Here is a 24,977-nt window from a genome sequence, read left to right on the forward strand (position 1 = left end):
ATACCGAATAAACACACAACCCCTGTGGGAGCGAGCTTGCTCGCGATAGCGGTATATCATCCAACACCTCTGGTGACTGACTCGCCGCCATCGCGAGCAAGCTCGCTCCCACAGGGATAGTGTTTCAACATTCAAAACTGAGGAAGTTTTATGGACTGGCAACCCCACATCACCGTCGCCACCATCATCGAAGACAACGGCCGCTTCCTGATGGTCGAAGAACTCAAACACGGACGAACGGTGCTAAACCAGCCCGCCGGCCATCTGGATCCGAACGAAACCCTGACCGAAGCCGCCGTGCGCGAAACCCTCGAGGAAACCGGCTGGGACGTCGAACCGACCAGCGTACTGGGCATTTACCTCTACACCGCCCCGAGCAATGGCGTGACCTACCAGCGGGTCTGCTTCATCGCCAAACCACTGAAACACCACGCGGATTATCAACTGGATGACGGCATCGTCGGCGCCAAGTGGTTGACCCGTGAGGAATTAATCGAGCAGCGCGACAACTGGCGCAGCGAGCTGATCATCCGCTGCATCGACGACTATCTGGCAGGCCAACACTTCGGCCTCGAATTGATCCGTCCTTCTCTTTAGCCTTGCGAGCCTGAGCCTGCTAGAATCGCGTCCTTTTTCAAGACACTCATTGAATCCCTATGCGTGATCCAGCCCCTTCTGACACACAAAAGAAGCGCGTCATTGTCGGCATGTCCGGCGGCGTGGACTCTTCCGTTTCCGCCCTCCTGCTGATCGAGCAGGGTTATGAGGTGGAAGGCCTGTTCATGAAGAACTGGGAAGAAGACGATGGAACGGAATACTGCACCGCCATGGATGACCTGGCGGACGCCCAAGCCGTGTGCGACAAGATTGGCATCAAGCTGCACACCGCCAACTTCGCCACCGAGTACTGGGACAACGTGTTCGAGCATTTCCTGGCCGAATACAAGGCCGGACGCACGCCGAACCCGGACATCCTGTGCAACCGCGAAATCAAGTTCAAGGCGTTCCTCGACTACGCCATGATGCTTGGCGCCGACCTGATCGCCACCGGCCACTACGTGCGTCGTCGCGACATCGATGGTCGCACCGAACTGCTCAAGGGCCTGGACCCGAACAAGGACCAGAGCTACTTCCTGCACGCCGTCGGTGGCAAACAGATCGCCAAGACCCTGTTCCCGGTCGGCGAGCTGGAAAAACCGCAAGTGCGCGCCATTGCCGAGAAGTACGAGCTGGCGACCGCGAAGAAAAAGGATTCCACCGGGATCTGCTTTATCGGCGAACGCCGCTTCAGCGACTTCCTCAAGCAATACCTGCCGGCCCAGCCAGGCGAGATCAAGACCACCGAAGGCGAAGTCATCGGCCGTCACCACGGCCTGATGTACCACACCATCGGCCAGCGTCAGGGACTGGGCATCGGCGGCCTGAAAGACGCCGGCGACGAACCGTGGTATGTGCTGATCAAAGACCTGGAACACAACGAACTGATCGTTGGCCAGGGCAATGATCACCCTTACTTGTTCTCCCGTGCCCTGCTCGCCTCGGACATCTATTGGGTCAACCCGATCGATTTGACCGAGCCGCGCAAACTGACCGCCAAGGTGCGTTATCGCCAGAGCGACCAGCCCTGCACCCTGGAAAAAACCGCCACCGGTTATCGCGCGACTTTCGATGATCCGCAACGCGCAGTCACTCCGGGCCAGTCCGTGGTGTTCTATGACGGTGAAATCTGCCTCGGCGGCGGCGTGATTGAAGTAGCCGAGCCGTGGACGAGCAAGGGCCAGGCCCTATGAACCCGATTCAGGAGCAACTGACGGCACTGGGCGGGGTGTTTCTCGCCGCGGTGCTGGTGGACAGGATCGCCAAGACCGGCCAGACCAATGAAGCCGGCCTGAGCTGCATGCTCGGCAGCCTGCTGATCCGCGACCCCAAGGACACGCTGGAAGTCTATGGCGGCGACGACATCAACCTGCGCGAAGGCTACCGCGCGTTGATCGGCGCCCTCGAACGCGACCCAAGTGCCCTGCAGCGCGAGCCACTGCGTTATGCCCTGGCCATGCTCGGCCTTGAGCGTCAACTGGCCAAACGCAGTGACATGCTCGACGTGATCGGCAAACGCCTGCCGCAGATTCAGTCCCAGGTCGAACACTTCGGCCCGGCCCACGAAAACGTGATCGCCGCCTGCGGCGCGCTGTATCAGGACACCCTGAGCACACTGCGCCAGCGCATTCAGGTGCACGGCGACATGCGCAACCTGCAACAACCGAGCAACGCCTCGAAAATTCGCGCCCTGCTGCTGGCCGGTATTCGCTCAGCACGCCTGTGGCGGCAGTTGGGCGGTCATCGCTGGCAACTGGTGATCAGCCGCCGCAAATTGCTCAAAGAGCTTTACCCCTTGATGCGTAACGAATAACCCGCATCAACAGAACCGAACTCAGCAATACGCGTAATACGCCGGTCAGTTGGCGACGGACCGGCGGATTTTTTCATGTATGATACGCGCCCCATTTCGTTGCCCGACTGTCCGAGAACACCCCATGCAGCTTTCTTCGCTCACTGCGGTTTCCCCTGTTGACGGCCGCTACGCCGGCAAAACCCAGGCCCTGCGCCCAATTTTCAGCGAGTACGGCCTGATCCGTGCCCGCGTTCTGGTTGAAGTGCGCTGGCTCCAGCGCCTGGCCGCTCACCCTGCCATCAGTGAAGTGCCGGCGTTCTCCGCCGAAGCCAACGCTGTGCTCAACACCCTGGCGGAAAACTTCTCTCTGGAGCACGCCGAGCGCGTCAAAGAGATCGAGCGCACCACCAACCATGACGTCAAGGCCATCGAGTACCTGCTCAAAGAGCAAGCGGCCAAGCTGCCGGAGCTGGCCAAGGTCAGTGAATTCATCCACTTTGCCTGCACCAGCGAGGACATCAACAACCTGTCCCACGCCCTGATGCTGCGCGAAGGCCGTGATGACGTGATGCTGCCACTGATGCGCCAGACTGCCAACGCCATCCGCGAACTGGCCATCCGTTTCGCCGACGTGCCGATGCTGTCGCGCACCCACGGTCAGCCGGCCTCGCCGACCACCCTGGGCAAAGAGCTGGCGAACGTGGTTTACCGCCTGGAGCGCCAGATCGCTCAAGTCGCTGCCGTTCCGCTGCTGGGCAAGATCAACGGCGCTGTCGGCAACTACAACGCCCACCTGTCGGCCTACCCTGAGATCGACTGGGAAGCCAACGCCCGCGCCTTCATCGAAGACGAGCTGGGCCTGGGCTTCAACCCGTACACCACGCAGATCGAACCCCACGACTACATTGCCGAGCTGTTCGACGCAATCGCCCGCTTCAACACCATCCTGATCGACTTCGACCGCGACATCTGGGGCTACATCTCCCTGGGTTATTTCAAACAGCGCACCATCGCTGGCGAAATCGGTTCGTCGACCATGCCGCACAAGGTCAACCCGATCGACTTCGAAAACTCCGAAGGCAACCTGGGTATCGCCAACGCACTGTTCCAGCACTTGGCGAGCAAACTGCCGATCTCCCGCTGGCAGCGCGACCTGACCGACTCCACCGTACTGCGCAACCTCGGTGTCGGCTTCGCCCACAGCGTGATCGCGTACGAAGCCAGCCTCAAGGGCATCAGCAAGCTTGAGCTCAACGAGCAGAAGATTGCCGCCGACCTGGACGCCTGCTGGGAAGTACTGGCCGAGCCGATCCAGACCGTGATGCGTCGCTACAACATCGAAAACCCGTACGAAAAGCTGAAAGAACTGACCCGCGGCAAGGGCATCAGCCCAGAAGCGCTGCAGACTTTCATCGACGGCCTGGACATGCCAGCCGCCGCCAAGGCCGAGCTGAAATTGCTCACCCCGGCGAACTACATCGGCAACGCTGTAGAACAAGCCAAACGCATCTGATCGACCGCTAGACCCCTTATAAGACGCCCGGCCGCGCCGGGCGTTTTTATTCCCGTCTGAAAAGTGCATTTTTTCAATAGGTTACACATGAATCCTGATATTCCTCTTCAACTTCTGGGCGGCATCACGGCACGGGAATTCCTGCGCGACTACTGGCAGAAAAAACCGCTGCTGATCCGTCAGGCCATCCCTGATTTCGAAAGCCCGATCGACGCCGACGAACTGGCCGGCCTGGCGCTGGAAGAAGAAGTCGAATCGCGACTGATCATCGAGAATGGCGAGCGCCCGTGGGAACTGCGTCGCGGCCCGTTCGCCGAAGATGAATTCAGCAAGCTGCCTGAAACTGACTGGACCCTGCTGGTTCAAGCCGTGGATCAGTTCGTCCCGGAAGTCAGCGAACTGCTGGAAAATTTCCGCTTTCTGCCGAGCTGGCGCATCGACGACGTGATGATCAGCTACGCCGCACCAGGTGGCAGCGTTGGTCCGCACTTCGACAACTACGACGTGTTCCTGCTGCAAGGCCACGGCAAGCGCAACTGGAAGATCGGCCAGATGTGCAACACCGAGAGCCCGATGCTGGCCCACGCCGACCTGCGCATCCTCTCCGAATTCGAAGCCACCGATGAATGGGTACTGGAACCGGGCGACATGCTCTACCTGCCACCGCGCCTGGCCCATTGCGGCGTTGCCGTTGATGAATGCATGACCTACTCGGTCGGCTTCCGTGCACCGAGCGCCGCTGAAGTGCTGACCCACTTCACCGACTTCCTTAGCCAGTTCCTGTCGGACGAAGAACGCTACACCGACGCCGACGCCTTGCCGACCGCCGATCCTCACCAGATCCAGCGAGACGCACTCGACCGCCTCAAAGGCCTGCTGGCCGAGCATATGAGCGACGAGCGCTTGCTGCTGACCTGGTTCGGCCAGTTCATGACCGAGCCACGCTACCCGGAACTGGTGGTGGGCCCGGAAGACGTCGAAGAAGAGGACTTCATGTCCGCCCTGGAACAAGGCGCAATCCTGATTCGCAACCCGAGCGCACGCCTGGCGTGGTCTGAAGTCGATGACGACCTGCTGCTGTTCGCCAGCGGCCAGAGCCGTTACCTGCCGGGCAAACTGCGCGAATTGTTGAAGATGATCTGCGCCGCAGACGCGCTGCACGCCGACAACCTTGGCGATTGGCTGAGCGACGAAGACGGTCGCGGACTGCTGTGCGAACTGGTCAAGCAAGGAAGCCTGGGGTTTGCCGATGAATAAGATTCACGTACGTGTCGCAGACTGGCAGAAGGACAACGCCGAGATCCGGCGCATTCGTGAGACGGTGTTCGTCGCCGAGCAATCTGTTCCGCCCGAGCTGGAATGGGATGCCGATGATCTAACGGCCGTGCATTTCCTCGCCCTCGAAGGCGACTTCCCGATTGGCACCGCCCGCCTGTTGCCTGACGGTCACGTCGGCCGGGTGTCGGTACTCAAGGACTGGCGCGGCCTGAAAGTCGGCGATGCGCTGATGCAAGCAGTGATTGGCGAAGCCGAAGAGCGCGGGCTGAAGCAGCAGATGCTCAGCGCCCAGGTACAAGCCACGGCGTTCTATGAGCGGCTGGGCTTTCACATGGTCAGTGAGGAGTTCCTGGAAGCCGGGATTCCGCATGTGGACATGGTTCGCCATTCGGCATAACGCGATGGCGACCTGAAGAACACCACAAAACGCCCCGCTATCTTCGGATACCGGGGCGTTTTGCTGTCTACGATTCAACTTACCCCACCCCGGGCCGACAAACTGTAGGAGCGAGCCTGCTCGCGATGGTCTTGAGAACGCCGCGGGGGCGTCAGACTTCCAGCATTATCGTTCACGCCCATCGCGAGCAAGCTCGCTCCTACAAACCCCGGGCCGACAACGTGGCAATATCAAGCCTTTAGAACGCGGAGATAACGGACATGTCCCTACGCACCCTGCTCACCACCCTACTGCTCGGCTGCAGTTTTTCGGTGCTGGCTGCCACAGAAATCATCCCCCTCAAATACCACACCAGTGCCGACCTGCTGCCGGTGGCGCAGGATTTCGTCGGCAAGGACGGACAGGTCAGCGCCTATGGCAATCAATTGATCGTCAACGCCGATCAACGCAAGATCGACGAACTTAAAGCCCTTCTTTCCCAACTCGACACCGCACCCAAGCGCCTGCTGATCACCGTCGACACCAGCGACAACAACTTCCAGGCTGATCAGGGTCATTCGGTGAACGGCGCCAAGCCTAGCCAGACCCGCATCATCAACTACAGCACCGACAGTCGTGACGGCGGCATTCAGCAGGTGCAGGCCAGCGAAGGCACGCCGGCGCTGATCCAGGTCGGCCAGAGCGTGCCGCTGACCAGTTCGCAGACCGACTCCTACGGCGACCTGCGCAGCCAGACCGAATACCGCAACGTCACCCAGGGCTTCTATGTCACCGCAAACGTCACCGGCGACATCGTCCACCTGTCGATCAGTACCAACCGTGACCGCATGAGTCAGGAACGTCCCGATGTAGTGAACGTGCAAAGCACCAACACAACCGTCACCGGCCACCTCGGCGAGTGGATCCTGCTGGCCGGGGTCAACGGCCAGACCCAGGCCGACAAACAGGGCCTGACCCGCAGCTACTCGACCCAGAGCCGCAACGACATGACTTTGCGGGTGAAAGTCGACACCTTGGACTAAAGCACCAAAAACTGACTGACGAGTCGTATTAGACCAAAGATGTAGTGCCTGAAAAAAAGCACTACAAAACGTTTGACGAGCCAAAAAAGCGAAGGCATGATGGCCTCGCTCCCGCTAATCAGAGGCCCTGGCAAGGGCCTTCGAGGCGATGTTCGCACCTACCCCGCGAACCGCTTCGTGTCTGTACCGCCCACAAGGTGTGTTTGACGAGGTTGTCGACTGGAACGAAGTTGTCCCGAGGGACGGAAGCGTAATAGGTAACCCGGCACCACACTGATGTTCGCACCAAGGCCCACGACGCCCGAATGCGCCCGCAGTTCGCCTTTACCTGCTCACTTCCCCTCGAGCCGATCGTTCATCCCGTCGCCCTCCCCGCCGAATCCGACTTGACCGCTTAAGCTTCTGGTCAGCGAGCGCAGGAATTTTCCACCGCAGAACAACTTTTCATAAAGACGCGACGAGGTTTATCTCCCATGGCACTGACACGCGAACAGCAAATTGCAGCCCTCGAAAAAGACTGGGCTGAAAACCCGCGCTGGAAAGGCGTGACACGCACTTACTCCGCTGCTGACGTCGTCCGCCTGCGTGGCTCGGTTCAACCTGAGCACACCTTTGCAAAAATGGGCGCCGAGAAGCTGTGGAACCTGGTGACCCAGGGTGCCAAGCCAGCCTTCCGTCCTGAGAAAGATTTCGTCAACTGCATGGGCGCCCTGACCGGCGGCCAGGCCGTGCAACAAGTCAAGGCCGGCATCCAGGCGATCTACCTGTCTGGCTGGCAAGTGGCTGCGGACAACAACTCCGCCGAATCGATGTACCCGGACCAGTCGCTGTACCCGGTGGACTCGGTTCCAACCGTGGTCAAGCGCATCAACAACTCGTTCCGTCGTGCCGACCAGATCCAGTGGAAAGCCGGCAAGAACCCGGGCGACGACGGCTACATCGACTACTTCGCGCCAATCGTGGCTGACGCCGAAGCCGGTTTCGGTGGCGTACTGAACGCTTACGAGCTGATGAAGAGCATGATCGAAGCAGGTGCCGCCGGCGTTCACTTCGAAGACCAGCTGGCTTCCGTGAAGAAATGCGGCCACATGGGCGGCAAGGTACTGGTTCCTACCCAGGAAGCCGTACAGAAGCTGACCGCTGCCCGCCTGGCTGCTGACGTTGCCGGTACTCCGACCATCATCCTGGCCCGTACCGACGCTAACGCCGCTGACCTGCTGACGTCCGACTGCGACCCGTACGACCAGCCATTCGTGACTGGCGAACGTACCCAGGAAGGTTTCTACAAAGTGCGCGCCGGCCTGGATCAAGCCATCGCCCGTGGCCTGGCCTACGCTCCGTACGCCGATCTGATCTGGTGCGAAACCGCCAAGCCGGATCTGGACGAGGCTCGTCGCTTCGCTGAAGCGATCAAGAAGGAATACCCGGACCAACTGCTGTCGTACAACTGCTCGCCTTCCTTCAACTGGAAGAAAAACCTGGACGACGCGACCATCGCCAAGTTCCAGCGCGAACTGTCCGCCATGGGTTACAAGCACCAGTTCATCACCCTGGCCGGCATTCACAACATGTGGCACAGCATGTTCAACCTGGCGCACGACTACGCCCGCAACGACATGACTGCCTACGTGAAGCTGCAAGAGCAAGAGTTCGCTGACGCTTCCAAGGGCTACACCTTCGTGGCGCACCAGCAGGAAGTGGGCACCGGCTACTTCGACGACATGACCACCGTGATCCAGGGTGGCTCGTCCTCGGTAACCGCACTGACCGGTTCGACTGAAGAAGAACAGTTCCACTGATCGGCTTCGCCTGAAACATCAGCCGTTGCGGGCCGAATAGAAAGCTAACCGCAGCGCTGCACCTCTGACGCCCCGACTGGTTCGGGGCGTTTTTTTGCCTGCGATTCAATGAGCCCCCCCCCTCTGTAGGACCGAGCCTGCTCGCGATGAACCTGAGGACGCCGTGGGGTTTCAGGCCCCCAGCGTCATCGTTGACCACCATCGCGAGCAGGCTCGCTCCTACAGGGGATGGTGGTGACCTGGAAAAACATTGATCCAGAGCGCTACGACTGTCAGAAAAATCCGCTAAAACGCTCTCCGCCGCTACTTGCTGTAACGCCCATATAAGACAACTTCCCGAGTATCCGAAGGATAAGCAGTTTAAAAACCAAGCCAAATAACATTGATTATCATTTAGCGCCAACTATGTTCGTTACATTCCCTACAAAACATAATTGACGAAATGCCGGCTAATGCCCAAGGTGCAAGGCCTGCGGGGCTTTTGAAGCGCGCTATGTCCTTATTCCTATAAATAATTTCGCTATAGGAATTTTACTTGCCGGGTGTTTAGCCATAAAATCAGCGGGATTGATTGCTGCGACATATCGTCACTGCTTTTGTTTCTTTTCAAGCTCAGAGACCCTTGCTCTCTGTTAAGGATTACCAGCATGCCCGAAGCGACAGGACTCATGGCCCACAACTGGGGCTTTGCCATTTTCCTTCTAGGCGTCGTCGGCCTCTGTGCCTTCATGCTGGGCGTCTCCAGCCTCCTTGGGTCAAAAGCCTGGGGCCGCAGCAAAAACGAACCGTTCGAGTCCGGCATGCTACCTACAGGTGGCGCCCGCTTGCGGCTCTCAGCCAAATTCTATCTGGTCGCGATGTTGTTCGTGATCTTCGATATCGAAGCCCTCTTTCTCTTTGCATGGTCTGTGTCCGTCCGCGAAAGCGGCTGGACCGGATTCGTCGAAGCTCTCGTTTTCATAGCAATTCTGTTGGCAGGCCTTGTCTACCTATTCCGAGTGGGCGCCCTTGACTGGGCTCCGGAAGCTCGGCGCAAGCGGCAAGCGAAGCTGAAACAATGAGGCTTTGGCAATGCAATACAATCTCACCAGGATCGACCCCGATGCTCCTAACGAGCAGTATCCGATTGGCCAGCGGGAAACCGTTTCCGATCCGTTAGAAGATCAAGTCCACAAAAACATTTTCATGGGCAAGCTCGAAGACGTGCTTAACGGCACGATCAACTGGGGGCGCAAGAACTCCCTGTGGCCGTATAACTTCGGTCTTTCGTGTTGCTACGTGGAAATGACCACCGCCTTCACGGCGCCCCACGACATCGCGCGCTTTGGCGCCGAGGTTATCCGGGCATCGCCGCGCCAGGCGGATTTCATGGTTATCGCCGGTACCTGCTTCATCAAGATGGCGCCGATCATTCAGCGTCTCTACGAGCAAATGCTCGAACCTAAATGGGTCATCTCCATGGGTTCGTGCGCCAACTCCGGTGGCATGTACGACATCTACTCCGTCGTTCAAGGGGTGGACAAGTTCCTGCCCGTGGACGTCTACGTGCCTGGCTGCCCGCCCCGCCCTGAGGCTTTCCTGCAAGGCTTGATGCTGTTGCAGGAGTCGATTGGACAGGAGCGTCGCCCGCTTTCCTGGGTCGTTGGTGATCAAGGCGTCTATCGCGCCGAGATGCCTTCCGAGAAGGAAAAGCGCCGCGAACAGCGAATCGCAGTCACCAACCTGCGCAGCCCCGACGAAGTCTGATCCAGATCTGCTTCTTTAATAGAACGAGAACCTGGCTTCATTCTTTACGTTGACCGAAAGCGATAAATAACCATGACTACAGGCAGTGCTCTGTACATCCCGCCTTACAAGGCAGACGACCAGGATGTGGTCGTCGAACTGAACAACCGTTTTGGCCCGGAGGCGTTCACCGCCCAGCCTACCCGCACCGGCATGCCGGTGCTTTGGGTTACCCGTGCCAAACTGGTCGAAGTCCTGACTTTCCTGCGCAACCTGCCCAAGCCGTACGTCATGCTTTATGACCTGCACGGCGTGGACGAGCGTCTGCGCACAAAGCGTCAAGGGCTGCCGAGCGGCGTCGACTTCTCCGTGTTCTATCACTTGATGTCGATCGAACGTAATAGTGACGTAATGATCAAGGTTGCCTTGTCCGAGGGCGACCTCAGCTTGCCGACCGTCACCAGCATCTGGCCGAACGCCAACTGGTACGAGCGTGAAGTCTGGGACATGTTCGGCATCGACTTCAAAGGTCACCCTCACCTGTCGCGCATCATGATGCCGCCGACCTGGGAAGGTCACCCGCTGCGCAAGGACTTTCCGGCCCGCGCCACCGAGTTCGACCCGTTCACCCTGAACCTGGCCAAGCAACAGCTTGAGGAAGAGTCCGCACGCTTCAAGCCGGAAGACTGGGGCATGAAGCGTTCCGGTCCGAACGAGGACTACATGTTCCTCAACCTCGGCCCGAACCACCCGTCCGCGCACGGTGCGTTCCGCATCATCCTGCAGCTGGACGGCGAAGAGATCGTAGACTGCGTACCGGACGTCGGTTACCACCACCGTGGTGCCGAGAAAATGGCCGAACGCCAATCCTGGCACAGCTTCATCCCGTACACCGACCGTATCGACTACCTCGGCGGCGTGATGAACAACCTACCGTACGTGCTCTCGGTCGAGAAGCTGGCCGGCATCAAGGTGCCGGAGAAGGTCGACGTCATCCGCATCATGATGGCCGAGTTCTTCCGGATCACCAGCCACCTGCTGTTCCTGGGGACCTACATCCAGGACGTGGGCGCCATGACGCCGGTGTTCTTCACCTTCACCGACCGCCAGCGTGCGTACACGGTGATCGAAGCCATCACCGGTTTCCGTCTGCACCCGGCCTGGTACCGCATCGGTGGCGTCGCCCACGACCTGCCGCGTGGTTGGGAAAAACTGGTCAAGGATTTCGTCGAGTGGATGCCAAAGCGTCTGGACGAATACCAGAAAGCCGCCCTGGACAACAGCATCCTGCGTGGCCGGACCATCGGCGTCGCCGACTACAACACCAAACAAGCCCTGGAATGGGGTGTCACTGGTGCTGGCCTGCGTTCGACCGGTTGCGATTTCGACCTGCGTAAAGCGCGCCCGTACTCGGGCTACGAGAACTTCGAATTCGAAGTGCCGCTGGCCGCCAATGGCGATGCCTACGACCGCTGCATCGTGCGTGTCGAGGAGATGCGCCAGAGCATCAGGATCATCGACCAGTGCCTGCGCAACATGCCGGAAGGCCCGTACAAGGCGGATCACCCGCTGACCACGCCGCCGCCGAAAGAGCGCACCCTGCAGCACATCGAAACCTTGATCACGCACTTCCTGCAGGTTTCGTGGGGCCCGGTCATGCCGGCCAACGAATCCTTCCAGATGATCGAAGCGACCAAGGGCATCAACAGTTATTACCTGACGAGCGATGGCGGCACCATGAGCTACCGCACCCGGATTCGTACCCCAAGCTTCCCGCACCTGCAGCAGATCCCTTCGGTGATCAAAGGCAGCATGGTCGCGGACTTGATCGCGTACCTGGGTAGTATCGATTTCGTTATGGCCGACGTGGACCGCTAAGCATGAACAGCACGCTTATCCAGACAGACCGTTTCACCTTGAGTGAAACCGAGCGCTCGGCCATCGAGCACGAGCTGCATCACTACGAAGACCCGCGCGCGGCGTCGATCGAAGCCCTGAAGATCGTCCAGAAGGAACGCGGCTGGGTGCCGGACGGTGCCCTGTACGCCATCGGCGAGATCCTCGGCATCCCGGCCAGCGACGTTGAAGGCGTGGCGACGTTCTACAGCCAGATCTTCCGTCAGCCAGTGGGCCGTCACATCATCCGCGTCTGCGACAGCATGGTCTGCTACATCGGCGGCCACGAGTCCGTGGTCAGCGAAATCCAGAGCAAGCTGGGCATCGGCCTGGGTCAGACCACCGCCGACGGTCGTTTCACCCTGCTGCCGGTCTGCTGCCTCGGCAACTGCGACAAGGCGCCGGCGTTGATGATCGACGACGACACGTTCGGTGATGTGCAGCCTGCAGGCGTTGCCAAATTGCTCGAGGGCTACGTATGACCCTGACTTCCTTCGGTCCGGCCAACCGCATCAAGCGTTCGGCCGAGACTCACCCGCTGACCTGGCGTCTGCGTGACGATGGCGAAGCCGTCTGGCTCGACGAGTACCAGGCCAAGAACGGTTACGCCGCTGCGCGCAAGGCCTTCGCCGACATGGCCCAGGACGACATCGTCCAGACCGTGAAAGACTCCGGCCTCAAAGGCCGCGGCGGTGCAGGTTTCCCCACTGGCGTGAAGTGGGGCCTGATGCCCAAGGACGAATCCATCAACATCCGCTACCTGCTATGCAACGCGGATGAAATGGAGCCCAACACCTGGAAAGACCGCATGCTGATGGAGCAACTGCCCCATCTGCTGATCGAAGGCATGCTGATCAGTGCCCGCGCACTGAAAACCTACCGTGGCTACATCTTCCTGCGTGGCGAATACACCACCGCCGCCAAGCACTTGAACCGTGCTGTGGAAGAAGCCAAGGCAGCCGGCCTGCTGGGCAAGAACATCCTGGGTTCGGGTTTTGATTTCGAACTGTTCGTCCACACCGGCGCCGGGCGCTATATCTGCGGTGAAGAAACCGCACTGATCAACTCCCTCGAAGGCCGTCGCGCCAACCCGCGCTCCAAGCCGCCCTTCCCTGCCGCCGTTGGCGTGTGGGGCAAGCCGACTTGCGTGAATAACGTCGAAACCCTATGCAACGTGCCGGCAATCATTGCCGACGGCGTGGACTGGTACAAATCGTTGGCTCGCGAAGGCAGCGAAGACATGGGCACCAAGCTCATGGGCTTCTCCGGCAAGGTCAAGAACCCGGGCCTGTGGGAACTGCCGTTCGGCGTCACCGGTCGCGAGCTGTTCGAAGACTACGCCGGTGGCATGCGCGACGGTTACAAGCTCAAGGCCTGGCAGCCGGGCGGCGCCGGTACCGGTTTCCTGTTGCCGGAACACCTGGACGCACAAATGTACGCCGGCGGCATCGCCAAAGTGGGCACCCGCATGGGTACCGGCCTGGCCATGGCGGTGGACGACAGCGTCAACATGGTGTCCCTGCTGCGCAACATGGAGCAGTTCTTCGCCCGCGAATCCTGCGGCTTCTGCACCCCTTGCCGCGATGGCTTGCCATGGAGCGTCAAGCTCCTGATGGCCATCGAGAACGGTGAAGGCCAGCCAGGCGACATCGAGACCCTGCTGGGTCTGGTCGGTTTCCTCGGCCCAGGCAAGACCTTCTGTGCTCACGCACCGGGCGCCGTGGAGCCGTTGGGCAGCGCAATCAAATACTTCCGCCATGAGTTCGAAGCCGGTATCGCGCCAGTCAGCGCCGCCGTCCCGCCTCTGGCAAGGCCGATCGTAGTCGGCGCGTAAACGCTTAAAAAAGCGAAGGGTCCGTGCCCTTCGCTTTTCGTGTGATGACGCCTTTAACGGCTGTATTGATTCACGCGGATAAAAAGATTCCATTAGCCACGCCCGCTGACACCGGGCCAACGAAGAACTTTGAACCATGGCCACTATCCACGTAGACGGCAAAGAGCTCGAAGTCGATGGGGCAGACAACCTGTTACAGGCATGTCTGTCGCTAGGCCTCGATATCCCTTATTTCTGCTGGCACCCTGCCCTTGGCAGCGTTGGCGCTTGCCGCCAGTGCGCGGTCAAGCAGTACACCGACGAGAACGACACCCGTGGTCGTATCGTGATGTCCTGCATGACTCCTGCCACCGACAACACCTGGATCTCCATCGAAGATGAAGAATCCAAGGCCTTCCGCGCCAGTGTTGTCGAATGGCTGATGACCAACCACCCTCACGACTGCCCGGTCTGTGAAGAAGGCGGTCACTGCCACCTGCAAGACATGACGGTAATGACCGGCCACAACGAGCGCCGTTACCGCTTCACCAAGCGTACCCACCAGAACCAGCAACTGGGCCCGTTCATTTCCCACGAAATGAACCGCTGCATCGCTTGCTACCGCTGCGTGCGCTTCTATAAGGACTACGCCGGCGGCACCGATCTTGGTGTGTTTGGCGCCCACGACAACGTGTACTTCGGTCGCGTTGAAGACGGCACCCTGGAAAGCGAGTTCTCCGGCAACCTCACCGAGGTCTGCCCGACCGGTGTGTTCACCGACAAGACTCACTCCGAGCGCTACAACCGTAAATGGGACATGCAGTTCTCGCCGAGCATCTGCCATGGCTGCTCCAGCGGTTGCAACATCTCCCCGGGCGAGCGTTACGGCGAACTGCGTCGTATCGAAAACCGTTTCAACGGTTCGGTAAACCAGTACTTCCTGTGCGACCGTGGCCGTTTCGGCTATGGCTACGTCAACCGCGAAGACCGCCCACGCCAGCCGCTGCTGGCCAACGGCACCAAGCTGAGCCTCGACGAAGCGCTGGATAAAGCCGCCGACCTGCTGCGCGGTCGCAACATCGTCGGTATCGGTTCGCCCCGCGCCAGCCTCGAAAGCAACTACGCGTTGCGCGAACTGGTTGGCGCCGAGCACTTCTACTCCGGTATCGAAGCTGCCGAGCTGGAGCGCATCCACCTGGTCCTGCAAGTGCTCAAAGACAGCCCGCTGCCAGTACCGAACATGCGCGACATCGAAGACCACGACGCCGTGTTCGCCCTCGGTGAAGACCTGACCCAGACTGCTGCGCGCATGGCCCTGTCCCTGCGTCAATCGGTCAAGGGCAAGGCCGAAGACATGGCCGACGCCATGCGCGTCCAGCCTTGGCTCGACGCCGCGGTGAAGAACATCGGCCAGCACGCGCTGAACCCGCTGTTCATCGCCAGCCTGGCTGAAACCAAGCTCGACGACATCGCTGAAGAATGCGTTCACGCCGCTCCAGACGACCTGGCCCGCATCGGTTTCGCCGTGGCTCACGCCCTCGACGCCAGCGCTCCAGCCGTTGAAGGCCTGGATGCTGAAGCACTCGAACTGGCCAAGCGCATTGCCGACGCCCTGCTCGCTGCCAAACGTCCATTGATCATTGCCGGTACCTCGTTGGGTTCCAAGGCGTTGATCGAAGCTGCTGCGAACATCGCCAAAGCGTTGAAGCTGCGCGAGAAGAACGGTTCCATCAGCCTGATCGTGCCAGAGGCCAACAGCCTCGGCCTGGCCATGCTCGGTGGCGAATCGGTCGACGCCGCGCTGCAAGCCGTGATCGATGGCCGTGCCGACGCCATTGTCGTGCTGGAAAACGATCTGTATACCCGTACCGACAAGGCCAAGGTCGATGCCGCCCTGACCGCTGCCAAAGTACTGATCGTCGCCGACCATCAGAAGACTGCCACCAGCGATCGCGCGCACCTGGTTCTGCCAGCCGCCAGCTTCGCTGAAGGCGATGGCACCCTGGTCAGCCAGGAAGGCCGCGCCCAGCGCTTCTTCCAGGTTTTCGATCCGAAGTACATGGACGCGAGCATCCTGGTTCACGAAGGCTGGCGCTGGCTGCATGCCCTGCGCGCGACCCTGCTGAACCAGCCGATCGACTGGACCCAACTGGACCACGCCACCGCCGCCGTCGCTTCCAGCACATCGATTCTGAACCGCATCGTCGATGCCGCACCGTCCGCCGCGTTCCGCATCAAGGGCATGAAACTGGCCCGTGAACCGCTGCGCTACTCCGGTCGTACCGCCATGCGCGCCGACATCAGCGTGCACGAGCCGCGTACCCCGCAGGACAAGGACACCGCGTTCGCCTTCTCCATGGAAGGTTACTCGGGTTCGGCCGAACCGCGTCAGCAAGTGCCGTTCGCCTGGTCTCCGGGCTGGAACTCGCCGCAAGCCTGGAACAAGTTCCAGGACGAAGTCGGTGGTCACATCCGCGCTGGTGACCCGGGCACCCGCCTGATCGAAAGCACCGGTGACTCGCTGAACTGGTTCGCCAGTGTTCCGCGCGCGTTCAACCCGGCCCCGGGCACCTGGCAAGTCGTGCCGTTCTTCCACCTGTTCGGTAGCGAAGAGAACTCTTCGAAAGCCGCTCCGGTTCAGGAACGCATCCCGGCCGCCTACGTGTCGCTTGCCAAGTCCGAAGCCGACCGTCTGGGTGTCAATGACGGCGCGTTGCTGAGCTTGAATGTCGCTGGCCAGACCCTGCGTCTGCCGCTGCGCATCAACGAAGAGCTGGGCGCCGGTCTGGTGGCACTGCCTGCGGGCATCGCCGGCATTCCGCCAGCGATCTTTGGCAAATCCGTTGACGGTCTGCAGGAGGCAGCTCAATGACCTGGTTCACTCCTGAAGTGATCGACATCATCATCACGGTCCTCAAGGCCGTGGTGATCCTGCTCGCCGTGGTGGTTTGCGGTGCCCTGCTGAGTTGGGTCGAGCGTCGTCTGCTCGCCCTCTGGCAGGACCGTTACGGTCCGAACCGCGTCGGTCCGTTCGGCGCATTCCAGATCGCCGCCGACATGATCAAGATGTTCTTCAAGGAAGACTGGACGCCTCCGTTCGCCGACAAGATGATCTTCACCCTGGCACCAGTAGTCGCCATGAGCGCCCTGCTGATTGCCTTCGCGATCATCCCGATCACCCCGACCTGGGGCGTGGCGGACATCAACATTGGCATCCTGTTCTTCTTCGCCATGGCTGGCCTGTCGGTCTACGCGGTGCTGTTCGCCGGCTGGTCGAGCAACAACAAGTTCGCCCTGCTGGGCAGCTTGCGCGCCTCGGCGCAGACCGTGTCATACGAAGTGTTCATGGGCCTGTCGCTGATGGGCATCGTGATCCAGGTCGGCTCGTTCAACATGCGCGACATCGTTGAATATCAAGCGCAGAACATGTGGTTCATCATTCCGCAGATCTTCGGTTTCCTGACCTTCTTCATCGCGGGCGTGGCCGTGACTCACCGTCACCCGTTCGACCAGCCGGAAGCGGAACAGGAACTGGCAGACGGTTACCACATTGAATACGCCGGCATGAAATGGGGCATGTTCTTCGTCGGCGAGTACATCGGCATCGTGCTGATCTCGGCGCTGCTGGTGACCTTGTTCTTCGGTGGCTGGCACGGTCCGTTCGGCATCCTGCCGCAGATCCCGTTCATCTGGTTCGCACTGAAAACCGCGTTCTTCATCATGATGTTCATTCTGTTGCGCGCTTCGATTCCGCGCCCACGGTATGACCAGGTGATGGATTTCAGCTGGAAGTTCTGCCTGCCGCTGACCCTCGTCAACATGCTGGTGACCGCTGCGATCGTGTTGCTCAACACGCCCGCCGTCGCGGCTCAGTGAGGATAGAGAATCATGAAGTACATATTTGACATCGTGCATGGCTTCTACACCCAGCTTCGCAGCCTGGTGATGATTTTCGGCCACGCCTTCCGCAAGCGCGACACGCTGCAGTACCCGGAAGAACCGGTCTACCTGCCGCCGCGCTACCGTGGTCGTATCGTCCTGACCCGCGACCCCGACGGCGAAGAGCGTTGTGTAGCCTGTAACCTGTGCGCCGTGGCGTGCCCGGTCGGTTGCATCTCGCTGCAGAAAGCTGAAACCGAAGACGGTCGCTGGTACCCGGACTTCTTCCGCATCAACTTCTCGCGCTGCATTTTTTGCGGCCTCTGCGAGGAAGCCTGCCCGACCACCGCGATCCAGCTGACACCGGATTTCGAAATGGCCGAGTTCAAACGTCAGGACCTGGTTTACGAGAAAGAAGATCTGCTGATCTCCGGCCCCGGCAAAAACCCTGATTACAACTTCTATCGTGTTGCAGGTATGGCGATTGCCGGGAAGCCGAAAGGCTCCGCGCAGAACGAAGCCCAGCCGATCAACGTGAAGAGCTTGCTGCCTTAAGGAAGAAAGATGGAATTCGCTTTCTATTTCGCATCGGGTATCGCTGTGGTGTCCACGCTTCGCGTGATCACCAACACCAACCCTGTGCACGCCCTGCTCTACCTGATCATTTCACTGATTGCCGTGGCGATGACGTTCTTCGCCCTCGGCGCGCCGTTCGCCGGCGTCCTGGAAGTGATCGCCTACGCTGGCGCCATCATGGTGCTGTTCGTGTTTGTGGTGATGATGCTGAACCTTGGCCCGGCCTCGGTTCAGCAAGAGCGCGTCTGGCTCAAGCCCGGTATCTGGGGTGGCCCGGTCCTCCTCGCCGCGCTGCTGCTGGTGGAACTGTTGTACGTGCTGTTCTCCCACCAGACCGGTGAAGCCATCGGCCATACCACCGTAGACGCCAAGGCCGTGGGCATCAGCCTGTTCGGTCCGTACCTGCTGGTGGTCGAACTCGCCTCGATGCTGCTGCTCGCCGCAGCCGTCACGGCGTTCCACTTGGGCCGCAACGAAGCCAAGGAGCAATGACGATGCCTGCTATCCCCATGGAGCATGGTCTGGCGGTCGCCGGCATCCTGTTCTGCCTCGGTCTGGTCGGCCTGATGGTCCGCCGCAACATCCTTTTCGTGCTGATGAGCCTGGAGGTCATGATGAATGCCTCCGCGTTGGCGTTCATCGTTGCCGGTAGCCGCTGGGCGCAGCCGGATGGACAGATCATGTTCATCCTGGTGATCAGCCTGGCAGCCGCCGAGGCCAGTATCGGCCTGGCGATCCTGCTGCAACTGTATCGCCGCTTCCACACGCTCGATATCGACGCTGCCAGTGAGATGCGCGGATGAATCTTCTCTATCTGACTTTCCTGTTCCCTCTCATTGGTTTCCTGCTGCTGGCGTTTTCTCGCGGCCGTCTCTCGGAAAACCTTTCGGCGCTGATCGGCGTCGGTTCGGTCGGCCTGTCTGCCATCGTCGCGGCTTACGTGATCTGGCAATTCAATGTCGCACCACCTGAAGGCGGCCACTACACCCTGGTGTTGTGGCAGTGGATGGCCGTGGAAGGCTTCACGCCGAACTTCGCCCTGTACCTGGACGGCCTGTCGCTGACCATGCTCGGTGTGGTGGTTGGCGTCGGCTTCCTGATCCACCTGTTCGCGTCCTGGTACATGCGCGGTGAAGCCGGTTACTCGCGCTTCTTCGCCTACACCAACCTGTTTATCGCCAGCATGCTGTTCCTGGTGCTGGGCGATAACCTGTTGTTCCTGTACTTCGGCTGGGAAGGCGTGGGCCTGTGCTCCTACCTGTTGATCGGTTTCTACTACAGCAACCGCAACAACGGTAACGCCGCACTCAAAGCCTTTATCGTGACCCGTATCGGTGACGTGTTCATGGCCATCGGCCTGTTCATTCTGTTTGCCCAACTGGGCACGCTGAACGTTCAGGAACTGCTGGTGCTGGCTCCGCAGAAATTCCAGTCCGGCGACTTCTGGATGGTCATGGCCACCCTGATGCTGCTCGGTGGTGCTGTCGGTAAATCCGCGCAACTGCCGCTGCAAACCTGGCTGGCGGACGCGATGGCCGGTCCTACCCCGGTTTCGGCACTGATCCACGCCGCAACCATGGTGACCGCCGGTGTCTACCTGATCGCCCGTACCCACGGCCTGTTCACCCTGGCGCCGGAAATCCTGCACCTGGTGGGCATCGTCGGCGGTGTGACCCTGGTCCTGGCTGGCTTCGCAGCACTGGTCCAGACCGACATCAAGCGTATCCTCGCCTACTCGACCATGAGCCAGATCGGCTACATGTTCCTGGCCCTGGGCGTCGGCGCCTGGGACGGCGCGATCTTCCACCTGATGACCCACGCCTTCTTCAAGGCCCTGCTGTTCCTTGCCTCCGGTGCGGTGATCGTTGCCTGCCACCACGAGCAGGACATCTTCAAGATGGGCGGTCTGTGGAAAAAGCTGCCACTGGCCTACGCCAGTTTCATCGTCGGCGGCGCGGCCCTGGCGGCCCTGCCACTGGTAACCGCAGGCTTCTACTCCAAGGACGAAATCCTCTGGGAAGCGTTCGCCAGCGGCAACAACGGCCTGCTCTACGCAGGTCTGGTCGGCGCATTCATGACTTCGTTGTACACCTTCCGCCTGATCTTCATCGCGTTCCACGGTGAAGCGAAGACCGAAGCCCACGCCGGTCACGGCATCGCTCACTGGCTGCCTCTGTCGGTGCTGATCGTACTGTCGACCTTCGTCGGCGCGATGATCGTTCCACCGCTGCACGGTGTACTGCCGCAAAGCGTCGGCCATGCCGGCGGCGAAGCCAAGCACAGCCTGGAAATCGCCTCGGGCGCCATCGCCCTGGCCGGTATCCTGCTGGCCGCGTTGCTGTTCCTCGGCAAGCGTCGCTTCGTCACCGCCATCGCCAACAGCGGCATCGGCCGTTTCCTCTCGGCCTGGTGGTTCGCTGCCTGGGGCTTCGACTGGATCTACGACAAACTGTTCGTCAAGCCGTACCTGGCGATCAGCCACATCCTGCGCAAAGACCCGCTCGACCAGACCATCGGTCTGATCCCGCGCATGGCCAAAGGCGGTCACACCGCCCTGAGCCGTACCGAGACTGGTCAACTGCGTTGGTATGCCGCCTCGATGGCTGCTGGTGCCGTGCTGGTTATCGGCGCCGTCGTGCTGGTAGCGGTCTGATATGAACCTTGCGAACTTGCGAAAGGAATTGAGCCCGTCATGATTCTGCCTTGGCTAATCCTGATCCCCTTCATCGGCGGCCTGCTGTGCTGGATGGGTGAGCGCTTCGGCGCCACCCTCCCCCGCTGGATTGCGCTGATCACCATGTCCCTGTTGCTCTCCCTCGGCCTCTGGCTGTGGGCCAACGGTGATTATTCATTTGCCCCGGCGCCTGGCGCCGACCCGACCTGGGCGCTTGAGTTCAAGCACGTCTGGATCCAGCGCTTCGGCATCAACGTGCACCTGGCCCTCGACGGCCTGTCGCTGTTGATGATCATGCTGACCGGTCTGCTGGGTGTCCTATCGGTACTCTGCTCGTGGAAAGAGATCCAGCGTCACGTTGGCTTCTTCCACCTGAACCTGATGTGGATCCTGGGCGGTGTCGTCGGCGTGTTCCTCGCCCTCGACCTGTTCATGTTCTTCTTCTTCTGGGAAATGATGCTGGTGCCGATGTACTTCCTCATCGCGCTCTGGGGTCACAGTTCTTCGGACGGCAAGAAAACCCGGATCTACGCGGCGACCAAGTTCTTCATCTTCACTCAGGCTTCCGGCCTGATCATGCTGGTGGCGATCCTGGGCCTGGTACTGGTCAACTTCAACGACACCGGCGTAATTACCTTCAACTACGCCGACCTGTTGAAGACCAAGATGTCGATGACCACCGAGTACATCCTGATGCTCGGCTTCTTCATCGCCTTCGCGGTCAAGCTGCCGGTCGTACCGTTCCACTCCTGGTTGCCTGACGCTCACGCCCAGGCCCCGACTGCAGGCTCCGTCGACCTCGCCGGTATCTTGCTGAAGACCGCGGCCTACGGTCTGCTGCGTTTCGCCCTGCCGCTGTTCCCGAATGCTTCGGCCGAGTTCGCGCCGTTCGCAATGGCCCTGGGCCTGATCGGGATCTTCTACGGTGCGTTCCTGGCGTTCGCGCAAACCGACATCAAGCGTCTGATTGCCTTCTCGTCCGTTTCCCACATGGGCTTCGTACTGATCGGCATCTACTCCGGCAGCCAACTGGCGCTGCAGGGCGCGGTGATGCAGATGCTGGCGCACGGTCTGTCGGCAGCAGCACTCTTTATCCTGAGTGGCCAGCTGTACGAACGCACCCACACCCGCGACATGCGCGAGATGGGTGGCCTGTGGTCGAAGATCGCTTACCTGCCGGCCCTCAGCCTGTTCTTCGCGGCGGCGTCCCTGGGCTTGCCGGGTACCGGTAACTTCGTCGGTGAGTTCCTGATCCTGATCGGCACCTTCCCGATCGCCCCGTGGGTCACCATCATCGCCACGTCCGGCCTGGTGTTCGGTTCGGTCTACTCGCTGATCATGGTCCACCGTGCCTTCTTCGGCCCGGCCAAGTCGGACGCGGTGCTGCATGGCATGGACGGTCGCGAACTGATCATGGTGGTCGGTCTGGCTGCACTGCTGATCTACATCGGCGTGTACCCACAACCGTTCCTCGATACCTCTGCCGCTACGATGCATGGCGTGCAGCAATGGCTCGGCACCGCCTTCACTCAACTCGCTTCGGCCCGGTAAGAGCGCTATGGAATTCACGACTCAACACTTTATCGCGCTTGCGCCGTTGTTGATCACCAGCGCCACGATCATCGTGGTGATGCTGGCGATCGCCTGGCGCCGCAACCACTCGCAGACCTTCCTGATTTCGGTGGCGGGTCTGAACATGGCTTTGCTGTCGATCCTGCCAGCCCTGAAAGTCGCGCCCCTGGCCGTGACGCCATTGCTGCAAATCGACACCTTTGCCTGCCTGTACATGGCGCTGATCCTGGTCGCCACCCTCGCCTGTGTAACCCTCGCCCACGCCTACCTCGGCGATGGCGGTTCGGGTTACCCGGGCAACCGTGAAGAACTGTACCTGCTGATCCTGATGGCCGCCGCCGGTGGCCTGGTGCTGGTCAGTGCGCAGCACCTGGCCGGGTTGTTCATCGGTCTGGAACTGCTGTCGGTACCGGTCTACGGTCTGGTCGCCTACGCCTTCTTCAACAAGCGTTCGCTGGAAGCCGGCATCAAGTACATGGTGCTGTCGGCTGCCGGCTCCGCCTTCCTGTTGTTCGGTATGGCGCTGCTGTATGCAGACTCGGGTTCCCTGAGCTTCGTCGGCATCGGCCAAGCGCTGGCGGCCACTGGCCTGCCAAGCTCGCTTGCACAACTGGGCCTGGGCATGATGCTGATCGGTCTGGCATTCAAGCTGTCGCTGGTGCCCTTCCACCTCTGGACGCCAGACGTTTACGAAGGTGCTCCGGCGCCGGTCGCAGCGTTCCTCGCTACCGCTTCGAAAGTGGCTGTGTTCGCGGTGATGGTGCGTCTGTTCCAGATCTCGCCAGCGGCAAGCAGCGGTGTGCTGAGCGACGTGCTGACCATCATCGCCATCGCATCGATCCTGTTCGGTAACCTGCTGGCCCTGACCCAGAGCAACCTTAAGCGTCTGCTGGGTTACTCGTCCATCGCCCACTTCGGTTACCTGCTGATCGCCCTGGTGGCGAGCAAGGGCCTGGCCGTGGAAGCCATCGGCGTGTACCTGGTCACTTACGTGATCACCAGCCTCGGCGCTTTCGGTGTGATCACCCTAATGTCCTCGCCGTACAAAGGCCGTGACGCAGACGCCCTGTACGAATACCGCGGCCTGTTCTGGCGCCGTCCGTACCTGACCGCCGTACTGACCGTAATGATGCTGTCCCTGGCCGGTATCCCGCTGACCGCGGGCTTCATCGGCAAGTTCTACATCATCGCCACCGGTGTCGAATCCCATCAGTGGTGGCTGGTCGGCTCGCTGGTACTGGGCAGCGCCATCGGCGTGTTCTACTACCTGCGTGTCATGGTCACCCTGTACCTGATCGAACCGAACCTGCGTCGCCACGATGCACAACTGCATTGGGAACAGAAAGCAGGCGGTGTGATGCTGCTGGCCATCGCCTTGGTCGCGTTCTTCCTCGGCGTCTACCCACAACCACTGCTGAACCTGGTTCAACAGTCGGGCCTGGTGGGTTAATCGCTTAGAGCCATTCAGTAGTAAACAGAAACGGCACCTTCGGGTGCCGTTTTTGCGTTCGGCGACTTGTGTGCGCTTATGAGCAATCGGCTGTCAGTATCGACATGAGCTTCGCCAATCAGTATTCCGAAAGTTGGACTACTGCAGCGCATCGCGAGCGAAGTGTTAGTAGTAGGCTGAGGCTATATTGAGATTTAATTTAATAACTTGAAAAACGTAGCACAGAAATAGATCACGCCAAAGCCAGCGATTGAATAGGCGAGCATCCGATTGGGAATGGTGACTATTCGCTGTAGGGGTAGCGGGAGACGAGCGATGCCCTTTATTGCACCTGGGTCACTTATCGATAAAAATTTATCACTCAATAACAGCATGGTCGATATGTGGGATAAGCGACTGTAACGACCATAAACGCCCTCCCCCAACATTCGACGATTTCGACCGACAAAGTAGGAATCCAACAAAAATGACTCTAATTCTTCCAGCTTGAACAAGCTGACATATACACGTACCAACACAGCCAGAAGGGCTAAAATGAAACACGCAATCAATGTAGCAATGCAGAGAATTTTGAGGCCGCTTAGTGGTTTTGATAAGGTTGTGCATAGCCAATAGAAGCTGTGACAAAGCAGCAGTAACCCACCGATTACAAGAGCTGTCCGTAATAAGCGCGCGGGTATACTCACCCATTTTTGCAGACCTTCCGGAATCATTTCAGCCTCCATGAACGCCCACGGATCCAGCATCAGGTGAAGCGAAGAACGACCTGTTAATGCTCCTATCAGCCTTATCCTGTTCATCCGTCCGAAGAGTCCATTCCCTTTTATTTCTCGATTGAAGCGCACATGAGAGACAGTAAAGAGATCTTCTATTTGCTCAAGACGAAAATAGGCAGCAAACAGCAGTACCACCTGACTAACCAAAGCCAGTAAAAACACAACAACCCATGCTATTAAGTAGATGAGTTCAGGATGGGGCATAGCCATCGATA

22 protein-coding genes are annotated in these 24,977 nt (G+C 59.8%); 21 read left to right on the forward strand and 1 reads right to left on the reverse strand.

The genetic code is table 11. The features are described 5' to 3' along the window. Positions 1–150 precede the first annotated feature (150 nt). The 21 genes from AC3WTM_RS18320 to nuoN all read left to right on the forward strand — a co-directional run bounded on the left by AC3WTM_RS18320 (position 151) and on the right by nuoN (position 23,986). Entirely contained in the window at positions 151–597 is a 447-nt protein-coding gene (locus AC3WTM_RS18320; RefSeq protein ID WP_102670539.1) for an NUDIX hydrolase, read from the forward strand. Between the two features lie 59 nt (positions 598–656). Then, the gene (gene mnmA / locus AC3WTM_RS18325) at positions 657–1,790 is read left to right on the forward strand and encodes a tRNA 2-thiouridine(34) synthase MnmA (RefSeq protein WP_102670540.1); all 1,134 of its coding nucleotides are present in this window, start codon (positions 657–659) and stop codon (positions 1,788–1,790) included. Beyond that, positions 1,787–2,410: a high frequency lysogenization protein HflD gene (gene hflD, locus AC3WTM_RS18330; RefSeq protein ID WP_102670541.1), complete on the forward strand. Its 624-nt coding sequence runs from the start codon at positions 1,787–1,789 to the stop codon at positions 2,408–2,410. The genes mnmA and hflD overlap by 4 nt, the downstream gene beginning before the upstream one ends. A 124-nt stretch (positions 2,411–2,534) precedes the next feature. Beyond that, entirely contained in the window at positions 2,535–3,905 is a 1,371-nt protein-coding gene (purB, locus tag AC3WTM_RS18335; RefSeq protein WP_007972090.1) for an adenylosuccinate lyase, read from the forward strand. 87 nt (positions 3,906–3,992) lie between these two features. Next, positions 3,993–5,162, forward strand: coding sequence for a ribosomal protein uL16 3-hydroxylase (locus AC3WTM_RS18340; protein ID WP_008053451.1), 1,170 nt, complete (start codon positions 3,993–3,995; stop codon positions 5,160–5,162). Then, positions 5,155–5,580, forward strand: a complete 426-nt coding sequence (locus tag AC3WTM_RS18345) for a GNAT family N-acetyltransferase (RefSeq protein ID WP_102670542.1) — start codon at positions 5,155–5,157, stop codon at positions 5,578–5,580. Before AC3WTM_RS18340 ends, AC3WTM_RS18345 begins: the two co-directional genes overlap by 8 nt. 260 nt (positions 5,581–5,840) lie before the next feature. Beyond that, complete coding sequence (locus AC3WTM_RS18350; RefSeq protein ID WP_102670543.1) at positions 5,841–6,602, forward strand: secretin N-terminal domain-containing protein; 762 nt, start codon at positions 5,841–5,843, stop codon at positions 6,600–6,602. Positions 6,603–7,075: 473 nt separating this feature from the next. Beyond that, positions 7,076–8,401 carry an isocitrate lyase gene (gene aceA, locus AC3WTM_RS18355; protein WP_034146910.1) on the forward strand — a complete coding sequence of 442 codons (1,326 nt, stop codon included), beginning with the start codon at positions 7,076–7,078 and terminating at the stop codon, positions 8,399–8,401. A 647-nt stretch (positions 8,402–9,048) separates the two neighbouring features. Beyond that, positions 9,049–9,462 (forward strand): NADH-quinone oxidoreductase subunit A, encoded by a 414-nt coding sequence (locus tag AC3WTM_RS18360; RefSeq protein ID WP_003223812.1) that lies wholly within the window; start codon positions 9,049–9,051, stop codon positions 9,460–9,462. A 10-nt stretch (positions 9,463–9,472) separates the two neighbouring features. After that, the gene (locus AC3WTM_RS18365) at positions 9,473–10,147 is read left to right on the forward strand and encodes a NuoB/complex I 20 kDa subunit family protein (RefSeq protein WP_046037844.1); all 675 of its coding nucleotides are present in this window, start codon (positions 9,473–9,475) and stop codon (positions 10,145–10,147) included. Between the two features lie 72 nt (positions 10,148–10,219). Next, entirely contained in the window at positions 10,220–12,004 is a 1,785-nt protein-coding gene (nuoC, locus tag AC3WTM_RS18370) for an NADH-quinone oxidoreductase subunit C/D (protein ID WP_102670544.1), read from the forward strand. 2 nt (positions 12,005–12,006) lie between these two features. Then, on the forward strand, positions 12,007–12,504 hold the full coding sequence (gene nuoE, locus AC3WTM_RS18375; protein WP_008020715.1) for an NADH-quinone oxidoreductase subunit NuoE: 498 nt from the start codon (positions 12,007–12,009) through the stop codon (positions 12,502–12,504). Further along, a complete protein-coding gene (gene nuoF, locus AC3WTM_RS18380) occupies positions 12,501–13,856 on the forward strand; it encodes an NADH-quinone oxidoreductase subunit NuoF (protein WP_057714158.1) in 1,356 nt (451 codons plus the stop codon). Before nuoE ends, nuoF begins: the two co-directional genes overlap by 4 nt. A gap of 136 nt (positions 13,857–13,992) precedes the next feature. Then, positions 13,993–16,707, forward strand: coding sequence for an NADH-quinone oxidoreductase subunit NuoG (gene nuoG, locus AC3WTM_RS18385; protein WP_102670545.1), 2,715 nt, complete (start codon positions 13,993–13,995; stop codon positions 16,705–16,707). Beyond that, on the forward strand, positions 16,704–17,711 hold the full coding sequence (nuoH, locus tag AC3WTM_RS18390) for an NADH-quinone oxidoreductase subunit NuoH (protein ID WP_102670546.1): 1,008 nt from the start codon (positions 16,704–16,706) through the stop codon (positions 17,709–17,711). The genes nuoG and nuoH overlap by 4 nt, the downstream gene beginning before the upstream one ends. 12 nt (positions 17,712–17,723) lie before the next feature. Continuing rightward, the gene (gene nuoI, locus AC3WTM_RS18395; protein ID WP_015094374.1) at positions 17,724–18,269 is read left to right on the forward strand and encodes an NADH-quinone oxidoreductase subunit NuoI; all 546 of its coding nucleotides are present in this window, start codon (positions 17,724–17,726) and stop codon (positions 18,267–18,269) included. Positions 18,270–18,278: 9 nt separating this feature from the next. Further along, positions 18,279–18,782, forward strand: a complete 504-nt coding sequence (gene nuoJ / locus AC3WTM_RS18400; RefSeq protein ID WP_053161453.1) for an NADH-quinone oxidoreductase subunit J — start codon at positions 18,279–18,281, stop codon at positions 18,780–18,782. 2 nt (positions 18,783–18,784) lie between these two features. After that, positions 18,785–19,093 carry an NADH-quinone oxidoreductase subunit NuoK gene (gene nuoK / locus AC3WTM_RS18405; protein ID WP_007946416.1) on the forward strand — a complete coding sequence of 103 codons (309 nt, stop codon included), beginning with the start codon at positions 18,785–18,787 and terminating at the stop codon, positions 19,091–19,093. Beyond that, on the forward strand, positions 19,090–20,943 hold the full coding sequence (nuoL, locus tag AC3WTM_RS18410) for an NADH-quinone oxidoreductase subunit L (protein WP_102670547.1): 1,854 nt from the start codon (positions 19,090–19,092) through the stop codon (positions 20,941–20,943). The genes nuoK and nuoL overlap by 4 nt, the downstream gene beginning before the upstream one ends. A 39-nt stretch (positions 20,944–20,982) precedes the next feature. Continuing rightward, positions 20,983–22,515, forward strand: a complete 1,533-nt coding sequence (nuoM, locus tag AC3WTM_RS18415; RefSeq protein ID WP_102670548.1) for an NADH-quinone oxidoreductase subunit M — start codon at positions 20,983–20,985, stop codon at positions 22,513–22,515. Positions 22,516–22,522: 7 nt separating this feature from the next. Further along, positions 22,523–23,986, forward strand: a complete 1,464-nt coding sequence (nuoN, locus tag AC3WTM_RS18420) for an NADH-quinone oxidoreductase subunit NuoN (RefSeq protein WP_102670549.1) — start codon at positions 22,523–22,525, stop codon at positions 23,984–23,986. 194 nt (positions 23,987–24,180) lie between these two features. On the opposite strand, the gene AC3WTM_RS18425 is transcribed toward nuoN, so the two are convergent. Further along, positions 24,181–24,972, reverse strand: coding sequence for a hypothetical protein (locus AC3WTM_RS18425; RefSeq protein ID WP_256586037.1), 792 nt, complete (start codon positions 24,970–24,972; stop codon positions 24,181–24,183). Positions 24,973–24,977: the final 5 nt, after the last annotated feature.

It is taken from the genome of Pseudomonas sp. EU05-FHT14B02 (genome assembly GCF_058791055.1).

Excerpts from the sequence above, each read along its gene's own strand:
- nuoN (WP_102670549.1), top strand. The coding sequence starts at position 22,523 with ATGGAATTCACGACTCAACACTTTATCGCGCTTGCGCCGTTGTTGATC.
- mnmA (WP_102670540.1), top strand. The coding sequence starts at position 657 with ATGCGTGATCCAGCCCCTTCTGACACACAAAAGAAGCGCGTCATTGTC.
- nuoM (WP_102670548.1), top strand. The coding sequence starts at position 20,983 with ATGATTCTGCCTTGGCTAATCCTGATCCCCTTCATCGGCGGCCTGCTG.
- nuoG (WP_102670545.1), top strand. The coding sequence starts at position 13,993 with ATGGCCACTATCCACGTAGACGGCAAAGAGCTCGAAGTCGATGGGGCA.
- purB (WP_007972090.1), top strand. The coding sequence starts at position 2,535 with ATGCAGCTTTCTTCGCTCACTGCGGTTTCCCCTGTTGACGGCCGCTAC.
- nuoI (WP_015094374.1), top strand. The coding sequence starts at position 17,724 with ATGAAGTACATATTTGACATCGTGCATGGCTTCTACACCCAGCTTCGC.
- nuoL (WP_102670547.1), top strand. The coding sequence starts at position 19,090 with ATGAATCTTCTCTATCTGACTTTCCTGTTCCCTCTCATTGGTTTCCTG.
- AC3WTM_RS18365 (WP_046037844.1), top strand. The coding sequence starts at position 9,473 with ATGCAATACAATCTCACCAGGATCGACCCCGATGCTCCTAACGAGCAG.
- nuoK (WP_007946416.1), top strand. The coding sequence starts at position 18,785 with ATGCCTGCTATCCCCATGGAGCATGGTCTGGCGGTCGCCGGCATCCTG.
- nuoF (WP_057714158.1), top strand. The coding sequence starts at position 12,501 with ATGACCCTGACTTCCTTCGGTCCGGCCAACCGCATCAAGCGTTCGGCC.
- nuoH (WP_102670546.1), top strand. The coding sequence starts at position 16,704 with ATGACCTGGTTCACTCCTGAAGTGATCGACATCATCATCACGGTCCTC.
- AC3WTM_RS18345 (WP_102670542.1), top strand. The coding sequence starts at position 5,155 with ATGAATAAGATTCACGTACGTGTCGCAGACTGGCAGAAGGACAACGCC.
- aceA (WP_034146910.1), top strand. The coding sequence starts at position 7,076 with ATGGCACTGACACGCGAACAGCAAATTGCAGCCCTCGAAAAAGACTGG.
- hflD (WP_102670541.1), top strand. The coding sequence starts at position 1,787 with ATGAACCCGATTCAGGAGCAACTGACGGCACTGGGCGGGGTGTTTCTC.
- nuoJ (WP_053161453.1), top strand. The coding sequence starts at position 18,279 with ATGGAATTCGCTTTCTATTTCGCATCGGGTATCGCTGTGGTGTCCACG.
- AC3WTM_RS18360 (WP_003223812.1), top strand. The coding sequence starts at position 9,049 with ATGCCCGAAGCGACAGGACTCATGGCCCACAACTGGGGCTTTGCCATT.
- nuoC (WP_102670544.1), top strand. The coding sequence starts at position 10,220 with ATGACTACAGGCAGTGCTCTGTACATCCCGCCTTACAAGGCAGACGAC.
- AC3WTM_RS18320 (WP_102670539.1), top strand. The coding sequence starts at position 151 with ATGGACTGGCAACCCCACATCACCGTCGCCACCATCATCGAAGACAAC.
- AC3WTM_RS18350 (WP_102670543.1), top strand. The coding sequence starts at position 5,841 with ATGTCCCTACGCACCCTGCTCACCACCCTACTGCTCGGCTGCAGTTTT.
- nuoE (WP_008020715.1), top strand. The coding sequence starts at position 12,007 with ATGAACAGCACGCTTATCCAGACAGACCGTTTCACCTTGAGTGAAACC.
- AC3WTM_RS18425 (WP_256586037.1), bottom strand. The coding sequence starts at position 24,972 with ATGGCTATGCCCCATCCTGAACTCATCTACTTAATAGCATGGGTTGTT.
- AC3WTM_RS18340 (WP_008053451.1), top strand. The coding sequence starts at position 3,993 with ATGAATCCTGATATTCCTCTTCAACTTCTGGGCGGCATCACGGCACGG.